The 14,022-nt window shown below is 35.7% G+C and carries 11 protein-coding genes; 10 read left to right on the top strand and 1 reads right to left on the bottom strand.

All coding sequences use genetic code 11. The features are described from left to right. Positions 1-10: 10 nt before the first annotated feature. The 4 genes from CLV94_RS03600 to CLV94_RS03585 all read left to right on the top strand — a co-directional run bounded on the left by CLV94_RS03600 (position 11) and on the right by CLV94_RS03585 (position 7,063). Positions 11-1,540 (top strand): RagB/SusD family nutrient uptake outer membrane protein, encoded by a 1,530-nt coding sequence (locus CLV94_RS03600; protein ID WP_121375072.1) that lies wholly within the window; start codon positions 11-13, stop codon positions 1,538-1,540. A gap of 112 nt (positions 1,541-1,652) precedes the next feature. Next, positions 1,653-3,509, top strand: a complete 1,857-nt coding sequence (locus tag CLV94_RS03595) for a S8 family serine peptidase (protein WP_121375071.1) — start codon at positions 1,653-1,655, stop codon at positions 3,507-3,509. Between the two features lie 94 nt (positions 3,510-3,603). Beyond that, positions 3,604-5,574 (top strand): putative porin, encoded by a 1,971-nt coding sequence (locus CLV94_RS03590; RefSeq protein ID WP_121375070.1) that lies wholly within the window; start codon positions 3,604-3,606, stop codon positions 5,572-5,574. A 127-nt stretch (positions 5,575-5,701) separates the two neighbouring features. Next, on the top strand, positions 5,702-7,063 hold the full coding sequence (locus CLV94_RS03585; protein WP_121375069.1) for a pyridoxal-phosphate dependent enzyme: 1,362 nt from the start codon (positions 5,702-5,704) through the stop codon (positions 7,061-7,063). Positions 7,064-7,125: 62 nt separating this feature from the next. On the opposite strand, the gene CLV94_RS03580 is transcribed toward CLV94_RS03585, so the two are convergent. Next, positions 7,126-8,799 (bottom strand): PNGase F N-terminal domain-containing protein, encoded by a 1,674-nt coding sequence (locus tag CLV94_RS03580; RefSeq protein WP_121375068.1) that lies wholly within the window; start codon positions 8,797-8,799, stop codon positions 7,126-7,128. 110 nt (positions 8,800-8,909) lie between these two features. Here CLV94_RS03580 and CLV94_RS03575 point away from each other — a divergent pair, with 110 nt between their 5' ends. From CLV94_RS03575 to CLV94_RS03550, 6 genes are all read left to right on the top strand, one after another. Continuing rightward, positions 8,910-10,178, top strand: coding sequence for a DUF2851 family protein (locus CLV94_RS03575; protein WP_121375067.1), 1,269 nt, complete (start codon positions 8,910-8,912; stop codon positions 10,176-10,178). A gap of 56 nt (positions 10,179-10,234) precedes the next feature. Beyond that, the gene (locus CLV94_RS03570) at positions 10,235-10,462 is read left to right on the top strand and encodes a hypothetical protein (RefSeq protein ID WP_056071361.1); all 228 of its coding nucleotides are present in this window, start codon (positions 10,235-10,237) and stop codon (positions 10,460-10,462) included. 51 nt (positions 10,463-10,513) lie between these two features. Next, positions 10,514-11,383 (top strand): ComEA family DNA-binding protein, encoded by an 870-nt coding sequence (locus CLV94_RS03565; protein ID WP_121375066.1) that lies wholly within the window; start codon positions 10,514-10,516, stop codon positions 11,381-11,383. 205 nt (positions 11,384-11,588) lie between these two features. Continuing rightward, positions 11,589-12,758, top strand: coding sequence for an acyl-CoA dehydrogenase family protein (locus CLV94_RS03560; RefSeq protein ID WP_121375065.1), 1,170 nt, complete (start codon positions 11,589-11,591; stop codon positions 12,756-12,758). A gap of 72 nt (positions 12,759-12,830) precedes the next feature. Beyond that, positions 12,831-13,025, top strand: a complete 195-nt coding sequence (gene rpsU / locus CLV94_RS03555) for a 30S ribosomal protein S21 (RefSeq protein WP_121375064.1) — start codon at positions 12,831-12,833, stop codon at positions 13,023-13,025. Positions 13,026-13,097: 72 nt separating this feature from the next. Then, entirely contained in the window at positions 13,098-13,994 is an 897-nt protein-coding gene (locus tag CLV94_RS03550) for a tyrosine-type recombinase/integrase (RefSeq protein WP_121375063.1), read from the top strand. Positions 13,995-14,022 lie beyond the last annotated feature (28 nt).

The following is a 14,022-nucleotide window of genomic DNA, read 5'->3' as shown; positions in this document are numbered from 1 at the left end:
AAAGATAATTATGAAAAAAATAAGATTAATACTTTTGTTTGCCATAGGCTTGTCGCTTTTTTCTTGCGAGGATGCTTATCGTATTGAACAAGACGGTGAATTCGGTGAAAACGTTACTTTTCAGTCTCTAGATGACATGCAGTTGTATCTTAACCAAGTTTACAATAGAGCAACAATTACTAATGAGATTGCATTCAGTGCTGTATTTACAGATGAATTAGGTATAGGTTCTCAAAATGCGGGTCAAAATCTTGATTTGTATAAATATACATTGAATAGTGCAACAGCTGAGCCTGCTGCTATGTGGTTATCACATTACACTTTGATTAACTATACAAATAGATTTTTAAGAGGTGCTGCTAGAATTACTCCAGAAGCTGATGAAGTAGCTGCGTATAATTCTATGGTTGCTCAAGCAAGAGCTTTAAGAGCTTTCGGTCACTTCCAATTGCTTTCTTTCTTCTCTGAGAATATCAAAGATGACAATGCATTGGGTGTAATCTTGATGGATAGAGTTCCTGCATTAACTGAAGAGTTACCTAGAAATACAAACGGTGAAGTTTTCGCATTAATCGAATCTGATTTGACTTATGCTGATGCTAACTTAGTTGACCAAGCTGGAGCTAATAGCTTTAAGTTTGTGTCTAAAAATTTCTTGAACGCTTTCAGAGCTAGAATGTATGCTTACAGAGGTAACTATACTCTTGCTGCACAATATGCTGATATCGTAATCAATACTTCAGGATTGAATTTGACTGCTGCTACTCCTTATGTAGCAGGTAACTTCTACACTGCGACTACTACTAACCCATACCGTCAAATGTTTGCAGACGTTAATCAAGGTGAGATTATCTTAAGCTTGGCTAGACCTGCTGCTCAAGGTGGTATTGCTGGTACATTCTATTTCAATAGAACGAACTTGTCTGGAGGTCCTTTCCACGATATGGGAAGAAATCTTTTCAACTTGTTAGGAACATTTGAGCAAGGAGATATCAGAAGAAGAGCTTATATTGATCCAACTTCTGTTATTGCTGCTGATCCTGCAACTGTTGCAAATTATAAAGGAGCAGACGTTTTATTGATTGATAAATATCCTGGTAAAGCCGGAGGTGATTTAACAAATGATTTGAAAGTTTTCAGATTGTCTGAAATGTACTTCATCAAAGCTGAGGCTTTAGCTTCAACTGGTAATATAAATGGAGCTACAAATTCAGTAGCTGCTATCTTGAAACAAATAAGAGATAGAAGAAACTATCTAGGTCTTGTTCAGCCTCTTCCAAATTATGCTTCTGCTACTGAGGCTTGGGCTGATATCCTAAAAGAAAGACGTATCGAACTTTGTTTTGAAGGTCACCGTTACATTGACTTGAAAAGGTTAGGTGGTTTGGCTAACGTAACAATCGACAGATACTTTAGAGATTGCGAAGAAAACAACGTTCCTGTTTGTAGTTTGCCTCTTACTGATCACAGATTTACATTGCCTATTCCTCTTGATGAGATGTTAGGTAATAGAAATATCCAACAAAATACAGATTACTAGTTTTTAGTAATTAAAATTTTAAAAAGCTGTTATTTTTTAACAGCTTTTTTTTTTATTGCTTTCGTTATTATTTTACATTTGTTAAATCTAAAAATATTCAATACTATTAAAAATGAAGGGATTACTACTATTTTTATTAATGCCTGTCTATGTTTTTTCTCAAAATGCAGAAGAAAGGCAGAAGATTATAACTTCTTACGACAAGAAAGAAGTGGAACAACTGAAAGAATATTCAAAAGCACGTAGCTTAGAGCAAAAGAAACTGATTGATGACTATAAGGCAAAAAATCTATTTGTCGAAAGTGAAACACATTCTTTGCAACGAATTTTTAATGGCATTCCAATATTCTTTACTACTTCCAATGCAGGTTCTTCTCAGACCATAAAAACGAATACACTATATCCAGGAGGATCATTGGGTCTTAATGTTACTGGTTCTGGTATGACTGCTGGTGTTTGGGATGGCGGTAAAGTTAGAAATACACATACCGAATTTCAAACAGGCCGAGTACTATTAAACGATGCTGCAACTGCATTAAGCTTGCATGCGACTCACGTTACTGGAACAATTATAGCAAGAGGAGCGGGATTAGGAGCACGTAGAGGTATTGCCTATCAAGCTCAAGCACTTACTCATGATTGGGATAATGATTATGATGAAATGGTTAGTTTTGGTAGCCAAGGTTTCTTGGTTTCTAATCATTCCTATGGATATGCTTCTGCCTCATTACCCGTTTGGCTTTTTGGACAATATGATACTTCTTCAAGAGAAATTGATATGTTAGCTAATGCTTATCCTTACTATCAGATTGTTATTGCTGCCGGTAATGATAGAGATCAGTCTTTTGCTCACGTTGTTCAGAATGGAGGATATGATTTATTATCTGGAACTGGAACTTCAAAAAACGGAATTACTGTTGCGGCTGTAAATGAAGTATTAAATTATACAGGGGCTGGAAGTGTTGTGATGAGTGATTTCAGTAATTATGGCCCTACAGATGATGGCCGTATTAAGCCAGATATTGCTGCTAAAGGTGTTGCTGTATCGTCATCAGTGAGTAGCTCTGATACGGCTTATGGGGATTTAAACGGGACTTCTATGGCAGCTCCTGCAATTACAGGGATGGTTGTGCTTTTACAAAAACACTATAACAACATTAATGCAGCTTACATGAAAGCGGCAACTGTTAGGGGTTTAATTTGCCATTCTGCGAGTGAGGCAGGTGCAAATCCAGGTCCTGATTATGAATTTGGATGGGGATTAGCGAATGCTGAAGCAGCAGCTAGAATTATTTCTGGTAAAGGTACGACAACAATCTTAGAAGAAAATACTTTGGCAAATGCACAGACTTTTACTAAGAATATTAGCATAAGCGGTCCGCAAAAATTACAAGTTACAATTTGTTGGACAGATCCTGTTGGAGCATTAAATACTGCAGGTACCTTAAATAATAGAGTTCCAAGACTTAGAAATAATCTAGATTTGAAAATATTAAAAGACGGTACTACTTACTATCCATGGAAAATGAATCCAGATGATCAATTCTCTGGTGCTACTCGCAACTCAGATAACGAAGTTGACAATGTGGAAAAAGTTGAAATCGATGTAGCGCAACCTGGAACTTATACGATTCAAGTTACTCACAAAGGAACTTTAGTAAATGGTTCGCAAGAATTTGCATTGATTGCAAATAGTGATAATGGGTTGACTTTAAACAGAGATAATTTTATTGCTGATAATTCTATCGTTGTATATCCGAATCCTGTTGCAAACAATCTTAATTTCTCAATAGCTAATGATATTGTGTTGTCGGATATCTCTATTTTTGATATTACAGGAAAATTAGTTATTTCAAGTAAAGACTTTTCATCGAATTCTGTTAATGTTTCTAATCTTCAATCAGGAGTTTATTTTGCTAAGTTCTCTAGCCAAGATAAAACTGTTACAAGAAAATTCATCAAACAATAATTCTATATGATGTTCTAAAGCCCGCTTTTAAAGCGGGTTTTTTTATGTTTTTATTTTACTTAAAAAAAGTATCTTTGCTCAAATTGTTTTTTAGATGGCAAAGTTTTTTTATGTAGCGATATTTTTATTACCTCTGTTTGCGCTTGCACAAGAGAAAGATTTGCCGACAAAAGAAAATGTCGCTGTTGCAAATAAGACCAAAAAATCTAAATTAGCCGAACCGTCTAAAAATGACTCGATTGCTACGATTGATCTGTATAAGATAATCACCTTGCAACATGATACTACGTATGTAGATACATCGCTGACCATTCAAAAAGAATATAAGTTTAATTATCTGAGAAAAGATAATTTTGGGTTGCTTCCTTTTTCAAATGAAGGACAGACATTCAATACGCTTCAATACGGACTTAATAAAAGTACTGCCTATCCAAGTTTTGGTTTTGCTGGAAAACATTTCAATTACTTGGAAGTCGATGACATAAAATACTATAACGTTGCCACTCCGATGACTGAATTATATTTCAAGACGGTTATGGAACAAGGCCAGATGATTGATGCTTTTATTACGCTGAATACTTCCGAAAGATTAAATTTTTCAATAGGCTATCGTGGACTTCGTTCGCTCGGAAAGTACGTAAATCAGCTTTCGAGTAATGGGAATTTTAAATTCATGACAAGCTATAATACTTCAAACGAACGGTATTTCTTGAAAGCCCATTTTACGGGTCAGGATTTGACTAATGGCGAAAATGGCGGAATCGTAAGTTTGGAAGATTTTGAAGGAGGCGATAGTGAGTTTGACGATAGAGCCAGATTGGATGTATATTCGCTTGATGCTACTTCGATCCTAAAAGGGAACCGCTATTTTTTAGATCATTATTTTAGGATTAATAAAGAAAAAGGAGGAAACAATCTTTACATAAATCATCAGTTTAATTACGAAAATAAATTTTTCGAATATACTCAGCCGACAATTATTACTACGATAACTACTCCTGCACAAGGGACTATTAGGTTATCAAGATTTGGAACATCCTATAGATCTAGTAATATAAACGATAAGACCAGATACAACCGTATGTACAATAAAGTCGGAGCAACGTATGAGAACAGCACGCTCGGACAGTTCCAGTTTTTTATAGAAGATTTCAGGTATAATTATTTTTACAATCGCATCATTGTGAATCCTACAAATACGGTACAAAACCTTCTCTCGGATGAATTTAATGTAGTCGGCGGCCAATATACTTATCAGAAGAACAATTGGAATGGAAGATTCTTGTTTTCAAGTTCCATTTCCGACCAAAAAATGTCTACTCTTGACGCCAATCTGTCGTATAAATTTGATGACAGAAACAATGTGCATTTCCAATACCAAAATTTAAGCAAAGTGCCAGACCATTTGTTTAATCTTTTTCAAAGCAGCTACGTAGATTATAACTGGTCTAATAATTTCAAAAACGAAAAGATAAACAGCCTGACAGTTAACGCGAATACACAATGGGCAAGCGCTTCATTGCAGGTTTCAAGCTTAAAGAACCATTTGTATTTCTTTAATGAAAGTACCGTTGCAGACACGCTTACCGTAAAACCAGGCCAATATTCTAAAACGATTAACTATGTCTCTTTAAAAGTTTCTAAAGAGTTTAAATTCAGGAAATGGGCACTTGATAATACTGTTCTTTACCAAAAAGCAGATCAAGAAGATGATATCTTGAACGTTCCACAGTTGGTTACGAGAAATACGCTTTACTATTCAGACCATCTTTTCAAAAAAGCTTTGTTTTTGCAGACCGGAATTACATTTAGCTATTTTTCGAAATTCTATGCAAATGATTATAATCCGGTTATTGGCGATTTTTATATACAAAATCAAAGAGAAATCGGTGGCTTTCCAACATTTGATTTTTTTATCAATGCTAAAATCCGCCAGACAAGAGTCTATCTAAAAGCGGAACATTTCAACTCTAGTTTTACGGGCAATGATTTCTATTCGGCACCTAATTATCCTTACCGTGACTTTATCGTACGTTTTGGATTGGTATGGAACTTCTTCTCATAATTTTTTTCAAGCCATTTATTGCGAAACTGTAATTTAATGAAATTACGGAATGTATAATTTATGCTTCATAATTCGTAATTAATTTTGTAGTTCCTATCTTTGCGACTTAAATAATCACGAATTATAAATGAAATACGCAAATAATATATTAGAAACTATTGGAAATACGCCTCTAGTAAAATTAAACAAGGTAACTAAAGAGGTCGATGCTTTGGTCTTGGCAAAAGTAGAAACCTTCAATCCTGGCAATTCTGTAAAAGATAGGATGGCCGTGAAAATGATAGAAGATGCTGAAGCAGACGGACGTCTAAAACCAGGAGGAACCATCATTGAAGGGACTTCAGGAAATACCGGAATGGGATTGGCTTTAGGTGCAATAGTAAAAGGATATAAGCTGATTTGCGTAATTTCAGACAAGCAGTCAAAAGAAAAGATGGATATTCTTCGTGCCGTTGGCGCAAGAGTCGTGGTTTGTCCGACTGACGTTGAGCCTACAGATCCACGTTCTTACTATTCAGTTTCGAAAAGGCTGGCAGAAGAAACTCCAAACTCTTGGTATGTAAACCAATACGACAACCCGTCAAATTCATTAGCACATTATGAGCAGACTGGACCTGAAATTTGGGAACAAACCGAAGGCAAGATCACGCATTTTGTAGTAGGTGTTGGAACTGGAGGAACAATTTCTGGAGTTGCAAAATTCTTAAAAGAAAAAAATCCAAACATCAAGATTTGGGGAGTAGATACCTACGGTTCAGTATTCAAAAAATATCATGAGACAGGAATCTTTGATGAAAACGAAATCTATTCGTATATCACTGAGGGAATCGGTGAAGATATCCTTCCAAAAAATGTTGATTTTTCGCTAATTGATGGTTTTACGAAAGTAACCGATAAAGATGCGGCCGTTTATACCAGAAAGATTGCTTTGGAAGAAGGAATATTTGTCGGAAACTCTGCAGGGTCGGCTATAAAAGGACTGTTGCAATTAAAAGAGCATTTCAAACCAGAAGACGTAGTCGTTGTTCTTTTTCACGATTCAGGAAGCCGTTATGTAGGCAAGATGTTCAACGACGACTGGATGCGCGAAAGGGGATTCTTAGACGAAGAGATTACAAAAGCAGAAGATGTGATCAAAGACCATATCGATAAGCCGCTTGTAGTTGTTCGTACCGAAGAATTGGTTTCTCACGCAATTGAAAGAATGCGCAAGTATAAAATTTCTCAGATTCCAGTAATCGATATTAATGGTTTTGTAGGTTCTGTCGATGAGACCGATTTGTTCCAAAGTTATGTTTCGGATAAAAATGTGGCTGAAAAGCCAATCAAAGAAGTCATGGGAAAACCTTACCCGATTGTAAAAACTGGAACTTCGATCGAAGAAGTTTCCAAATTGTTCAGCAAAGACAATCAAGCGGTGTTGGTTGATTTAGGAAATGGCAAACATCATATCATTACCAAATACGATATTATTGGTTCTATAAAATAACAATCCTATCATATAAAAAAAGCCTAGCACATTGCTAGGCTTTTTTAGTTATATCAACTAAATTATTCTCCAATCAAAACGCCAGAAACATTCCAAGAACTAAAGCTTCCGCCTTCATTTTCTCCTTGCGGTATTTTCACCTGAATCGTATGCTTTCCTGCTTTCAAATCCCCTAAGTCGATTAAGTTAGGATTGGTTACCGTTCCTGGGCACCAATTCGAACGGCTGTAGTCTGATGATGACAATCCGTTGCCAAAATTACCAGAAGCAGGATTAAAAAGACGGTAAGAACCACAATCCATTCGCCAAGGCACAAAACTAAAAGCTTCATTGCCATCTAAAAGAATCGTGTTTTTCTTTGGGACAAATTCATCACCGTTTTCCCAGCCGCCATGTCCGGTCGCAATGTAGCGAAGCTTTGCGTTTTTTATGTCTTTCTCCAAAGTAAAGCTGACTTCGATTCCTTTCTCGTTATTGAACATCGTAGCATATTCTTGGCCTGCCATTTCCATGATATTTGTCGTGTTGAAAAGCGGCAGTAAGAAAGTGTTTTTCGGATTCTGCTTTTCTTCGCTATGGATTGTAATATTCAAGCTTATTTTATGCCCGCCTTTGTCGTAGTTGCCGATAAAAGCACCAACATATATTTCTTGATTGCTCAACGCTGATTGCAGCTCGGAAATATCTTGACGATACGGAACGCTTTCATGCCAAGTTTTGTCTTTCAATTGAATGTGTCCGTATTGTTTTATACCGAAAGGCGTGAAAAAACGCATCAATTCCAAGAGCGGAAGATAATTATCTGTTTTTACGACACCTTGATATTGCTTTCCGTTTCCATTTTCATAAATAGGAAGCGTTTTGGCTCCTTCTTGCAATCCGTTCAGGAAAGAGAATTTCTCTTTTGCTGGAATTACAAAAACCGAACCTGTCCTGTCATATGCATCGCCATTAGATTGTTCTTTCAGGTCAACAAATACTTGGCTTCCAGGTGTGATTTCGGGGAATTTTATTTTCTTTAGGATGATGGTTCCATTCGCAAATCGAAAAATACTGTCGTTTGATTTTGACTCTTGCGAAAAATTGATAACCTCGTTTTCAAAAACAGGAATAGTCGTAAATCGGCTTTTCCATAACAAGTCTCTAAACGTTAGCAAGTCAATAGCCGTAAATTTTGTTTTTAAAGGCGATAAATTGGCAGGGATCGCTTTGATCTTTTCGATTTCGGTAGCCGTAATCACATAATTGTTGTTGCGAATCATCTCTAATACCAAACCTAATTTTTGGCCTAAAACTGATGGGGCGCCTTTTACGTTTAGGTCATTGGTATACCATAGTTCGATGGTGTTTGAATTTACGATTGTTTTTGCCTTCTTGCATTTGTAGCCTAAAATGGTCTTTGTTTCATTGCTGATTTCAAATGTCTGTTTTCCTAAAGATAAGCTGTCAATCGTAACTATTTTTTTCGAAGCTGAAAGTTGTGCGGACTGGACTATAGCATTTGAATCTTGAGCAATAAAAGTTTCTTCAAATGGAAAATCTGCTTTGCCCGTAATATTATTTTCTGAAGTGATAATCGTTTCCTTCGAATCAGAAAAAACCAAAATCGGATCTTGGCTTTCGATTGTTTTTCCGTTTGAGGATCTGGAGTAGCTTATTTTATAAGCCTTGTTATTCTTTTGGGCTGTAGAAGCAATTGTAAAAAAAGCAAAGAGCAATAAAATGTAGTATCTCATGGGTGATTATGATAGTTAGAATAGCAAATATATGTTTGTTAAATAAATTTTGCTACATTAGTTAATCTTTTGAATGATAAACGCCTAGAATTTTTTAAAATCCATACAAAATGAAAGAAGACTTTCTGCATTATATCTGGCAGTTTAAAAACTTTGATTTTACAAAACTGCATACTACACAAGGTGAAAAACTCCTGATTATTAATTCCGGGCAGTACCTTCAAAAAGCCGGGCCTGATTTCTTTAATGCTCAGATTGTAATTGGCACTCAGAAATGGGCCGGAAACATAGAAATACATCTCAAGTCTTCCGATTGGTATGTCCATCACCATGAAACCGATCCCAATTATGAAAATGTCATTCTGCATGTAGTCTGGGAACATGATACCGAGGTTTTCAGAAAAGACAATACGGAGATTGCGGTTTTGGAACTCAAGGAATACGTTTCTAAGAAAGTGCTTGAAAATTATCAATCTCTTATTGCATCAAAGACATGGATTTTTTGTGAGAATGAGATTGACTCTATTGATGATTTTGTCTTTAAAAATTGGCTGGAGCGTCTGTTTTTTGAAAGACTTGAAAAGAAATATCAACCTATTGAGAAACTATTTTCAGCAACTATAAAGGATTGGGAGGCTGTACTGTTTTGCCTGCTGGCTAAAAATTTTGGATTGAATACAAACGGAGAGACTTTTTTTAAAATTGCCAATTCTATTCCGTTTCAGAAAATCAGAAAAGAAAGTTTCGATGTCCAGAATCTCGAAGCTATGTTCTATGGCAGGGCAGGCCTGTTTATGAAAGAATGCGAAGATTTTTACTTTACAGAACTGAAAGAACGCTGGGAATATCTTTTGCAAAAGCACGACTTGAAAAAAGTCTATGTCGAGCCGATGCAGTTTTTTAAGCACCGTCCTGATAATTTTCCGACAATAAGACTTTCTCAGTTGGCAAATCTGTATCATTCGAGACAAAATTTATTTTCAGATATGATGGAAGCGGAAACGCTCTTGGAGTTCTATGAAATATTCAATATTGCCGCTTCTGACTATTGGGATGATCATTATCAGTTTGACAAACGAAGCCCTAAAAAGAAAAAGAAACTCACGAATTCTTTTATCGATCTATTGCTTATCAATACGGTTGTCCCGTTGAAGTTTGCTTATGCCAGTTCTCAGGGAAATGACGTTTCGGAACACATGATACGATTGCTTGCAGGTATTCCTGCCGAGAAGAATAGCATCATTGATAAATTTCATAGCTTTAGAATAACGGCTAAAAACGCTTATGAAACACAGTCCTTATTGCAACTCAAGAACGAATATTGCAATAAGAAACGTTGCCTCGAATGCGCTATTGGACTAGAGCTGATGAAAAGCTAAAATTTATTAGCTGTTGAAATCAGAAATTCTTAAATTTGAATTTTGACTTTTTTAGTATGTCATTTATAACCAACATCAGGCACTTTTTTGAAAAGCACGGCTTTGAAGTTTCGTCCCGTTTGGCTGACCGCTTGGGGATGAGAGCATCGAGCGTACGTTTGTTTTTCATCTATATTTCTTTTTTTACTGTCGGTCTCTGGTTTGGTGTGTACCTGACGCTTGCCTTTCTCGTCAGATTAAAAGATCTAGTCTATACGAAGCGAAGTTCCGTCTTTGATTTGTAATTTTATATATTTTCCTTATGTTATCTCTCCGCCACTTAAAATTTTTATTCCATGCCAACCAATTCATTCTTTAAGTTTGATTCCCAACAACGTACCGGCATTTTTATACTGATCCTTATTATCGCAGGAATACAGTTAGCCTATTATTGTATCGATGTAGAAATCGAAGAAGATAATTCTGTCGAAAAGCAAGAATGGCTTTCGCTACAGCCCGAAATTGACAAGATGAAAAAAGCCAAGATTGATTTCAAGCCCAAAATTTATCCTTTCAATCCGAATTTCATAACCGATTTTAAAGGCTACAAATTAGGGATGTCTACAGTTGAAATAGATAGGCTTTTAAAATTCCGAGAAGGCAATAAATATGTCAATTCGGCCGAGGAATTCCAAGCAGTGACAAAAGTTTCAGATTCGTTGCTAAATGCAATTGCGCCTTATTTTAAATTTCCCGATTGGGTTAAAAATAAAAAAAGCAGTTTTGCTTCCTATGAAAAACAATCATTTGTAAAAAATGAAAAGATTATCCTGATCGATATTAATAAAGCGGCACAAGAAGATTTGATAAAGATATATGGCATCGGACATGGCTTGTCAGAAAGAATTTTGAAGCAGAAAGAAATTTTGGGAGGTTTTGTAAGCATGGAACAAATGAATGATATCTGGGGGCTTTCACCTGAAGTTATAGAAAAACTAAACGCCCAATTTAAGATAGGAGTTATTCCAAACGTCAAGAAAATAAAAATCAACGATGCTTCCGTAAAAGAACTTTCCCAATTTCCTTATTTCAGATATCCAATCAGTAAAGAGATTGTCATCTATAGAAGTATGAATGGAGGGATTTCTGGTAGTGAAGATCTAATAAAGATAAAAGGCTTTCCTGTAGAGAAAGTGAAAATAATCGAAAAATATCTAGAGTATTAATTATTGGAATAATGTAATACCTCACTTGAAATGCAAGCAGTAAAAGAAACTCTAATTGTGAATTTTGTTTAAATAAGTACTAAATGATTTGTTAAATTGCGGATTTGATAAAAAATAATAGCTTTTCTGTTGAAAAGAAAAAAACAATTGCCTTATATTTGGATTTCTAAAAAAAATAAGATATAAAAATACCCTTGTTATAAATATGAATTCAATATATTTTACTGAAGAGCACGAATTATTTAGGAAGAGCTTACAGGATTTTTTGCAAAAAGAAGTAGTCCCGCACATTGAAAAATGGGAAAAAACAGGAACAATCGAGCGTTTTATTTGGAAAAAATTTGGCGAAATGGGTTTTTTCGGAATCAATTATCCTGAAGCCTATGGAGGGATGAACTTGGATTTATTCTATACGGTAGTCTTTTTAGAAGAACTTCAAAAAATTAAATCTTCTGGCTTTGCCGCAGCAATGTGGGCACATGCTTACTTAGCAATGACCCATTTAAATGCAGAAGGCAGCGAGAGAATCAAACAAGAGTATTTAGCGCTAAGTATTTTAGGAGACAAAATAGGGGCGTTGTGTATTACAGAGCCTTTCGGCGGCAGTGATGTTGCAGGAATGCGTACGACAGCGATCAAACAAGGCAATAAATACATTATTAATGGTTCGAAAACTTTTATCACAAACGGAGTTTATGCCGATTATTATGTAGTTGCAGCCAAAACAAATCCAGAATCCGGTAATAAAGGGATCAGTATGTTTTTGGTGGATGCAAACCTGAAAGGAATAGCGGCTACAAAATTAGATAAATTAGGATGGAGAGCTTCTGATACTGCCGAAATTGCATTCGACAATGTTGAAATTCCTGAAGAAAATTTAATGGGCGAAGAAGGAAAAGGCTTCCCTTATATTATGCAGCATTTTGCGCTAGAACGACTAATCATGGCAATAAATGCCCACGCTAGAGCAGAGTATGCAATTGAATACACTATCGGATATATGTCAGAACGTGAAGCGTTCGGAAAAACAATAGATAAATTTCAGGCTTTACGACACACTATTGTAGAGCATGCAACCGATGTGGAGCACTGCAAGCTGTTTAATTATGCAGCAGTTGCACGACTAAATCAGAAAGAATATGTAGTTAAAGAAGCCACAATGGCAAAATTGAAATCTACAAAAGTGGCCGACGAAACAATTTACAGTTGTCTGCAAATGCTAGGAGGGTATGGTTACATGGAAGAATATCCTTTGGCACGTTTGTTTAGAGACAGCCGTTTAGGGCCAATCGGTGGCGGAACTTCAGAAATTTTGAAAGAAATTTTATCGAAAATGATAATTGACAAGCAGAATTATAAACCTGCTGTAAAATAATTTGTAATTCGTGATTCATAATTCGTAATAATTTTATAAGTTTGCACCCTTAACGAGAGGAGGTGTCATATTATGTTAATTATACCAATTAAAGACGGAGAAAATATCGATAGAGCATTAAAGCGCTATAAGAGAAAATTTGATAAAACTGGAACAGTTCGTCAATTAAGAGCACGTCAAGCTTTTATTAAGCCATCTGTAATTAAGAGAGCTCAAATTCAAAAAGCTGGTTATATCCAAAACCTAAGAGATCAATTAGAAAATTAAGAATTAATTTTCTTCAGGATACAAAACCGTTAGTCATGAAAGTTTAATACCTTTGATGCTAACGGTTTTTTTATGCTTACTACCAAAGAATCATTCAAAGATTATCTTCAGAAAGAGAAAAACTATTCGCTTCATACCGTTACGGCTTATTGTAACGATTTGTCTGATTTTGAGTTTTTCCTAAAACAGAATTTTGACCAAGATGAACTGAACGAAGTAAATTACAGCCAGATCAGAAGCTGGATTGTTTCGCTGGTCGATGCTGGAATTTCAAATACTTCTGTAAACCGAAAAATTTCTTCGCTAAAGTCATTCTATAAATTTCTTCTAAAAATAAAGCAAGTAGATGCGAGTCCGTTGCTGAAGCATAAAGCTTTAAAAACACCAAAAAAACTACAGATTCCTTTTTCTGAAAAGGAATTAGACAATGTACTGAATACTATAACGTATCCAAAAGGCTACGAAGGTGTCCGTGACAAGCTTATTATCGATTTATTTTACACGACAGGAATTCGAAGAGCGGAGCTTATTAATCTAAAAGTATCAAATATAGACCTTTCAAAAGGAGTGTTGAAAGTGCTCGGGAAGAGAAATAAGGAAAGAATCCTTCCGTTGTTACCAATAATACAAGATCAGTTTAGGCTTTGTTTTTCGGAAAGAGCTAGCTTGAAGGAGGTTAAGGATGAGTCGTTTTTCTTTCTTACGTTAAAAGGCGTTAAATTAAATGATTCCCTTGTGTATCGACTAATAAATATGTACTTTAGTAATGTCTCCGAGAAAGTAAAAAAGAGTCCGCATATCTTAAGACATACCTTTGCGACTCATATGCTAAACAATGGAGCGGATTTAAATTCAGTAAAAGAATTATTAGGGCATTCTAGTTTGGCATCTACGCAGATTTATACGCATAGCAGTTTAGCTGAGCTGAAAAAAGTTTACGGAGATGCGCATCCGAGGAACCGGAAATAATTCAAAATGTTCAACCGTATAAAAATTT

Source organism: Flavobacterium endophyticum (genome assembly GCF_003634455.1).
In the GTDB taxonomy this organism is placed as follows: Bacteria; Bacteroidota; Bacteroidia; order Flavobacteriales; family Flavobacteriaceae; genus Flavobacterium; species Flavobacterium endophyticum.
The sequence above is the reverse complement of the archived record's forward strand: the minus strand, read 5'-3'. Positions and strand labels throughout refer to the sequence as shown.

Coding starts and splice junctions, on each gene's coding strand:
- CLV94_RS03600 (WP_121375072.1), top strand. CDS start 11: ATGAAAAAAATAAGATTAATACTTTTGTTTGCCATAGGCTTGTCGCTT.
- CLV94_RS03595 (WP_121375071.1), top strand. CDS start 1,653: ATGAAGGGATTACTACTATTTTTATTAATGCCTGTCTATGTTTTTTCT.
- CLV94_RS03590 (WP_121375070.1), top strand. CDS start 3,604: ATGGCAAAGTTTTTTTATGTAGCGATATTTTTATTACCTCTGTTTGCG.
- CLV94_RS03585 (WP_121375069.1), top strand. CDS start 5,702: ATGAAATACGCAAATAATATATTAGAAACTATTGGAAATACGCCTCTA.
- CLV94_RS03580 (WP_121375068.1), bottom strand. CDS start 8,799: ATGAGATACTACATTTTATTGCTCTTTGCTTTTTTTACAATTGCTTCT.
- CLV94_RS03575 (WP_121375067.1), top strand. CDS start 8,910: ATGAAAGAAGACTTTCTGCATTATATCTGGCAGTTTAAAAACTTTGAT.
- CLV94_RS03570 (WP_056071361.1), top strand. CDS start 10,235: ATGTCATTTATAACCAACATCAGGCACTTTTTTGAAAAGCACGGCTTT.
- CLV94_RS03565 (WP_121375066.1), top strand. CDS start 10,514: ATGCCAACCAATTCATTCTTTAAGTTTGATTCCCAACAACGTACCGGC.
- CLV94_RS03560 (WP_121375065.1), top strand. CDS start 11,589: ATGAATTCAATATATTTTACTGAAGAGCACGAATTATTTAGGAAGAGC.
- rpsU (WP_121375064.1), top strand. CDS start 12,831: ATGTTAATTATACCAATTAAAGACGGAGAAAATATCGATAGAGCATTA.
- CLV94_RS03550 (WP_121375063.1), top strand. CDS start 13,098: ATGCTTACTACCAAAGAATCATTCAAAGATTATCTTCAGAAAGAGAAA.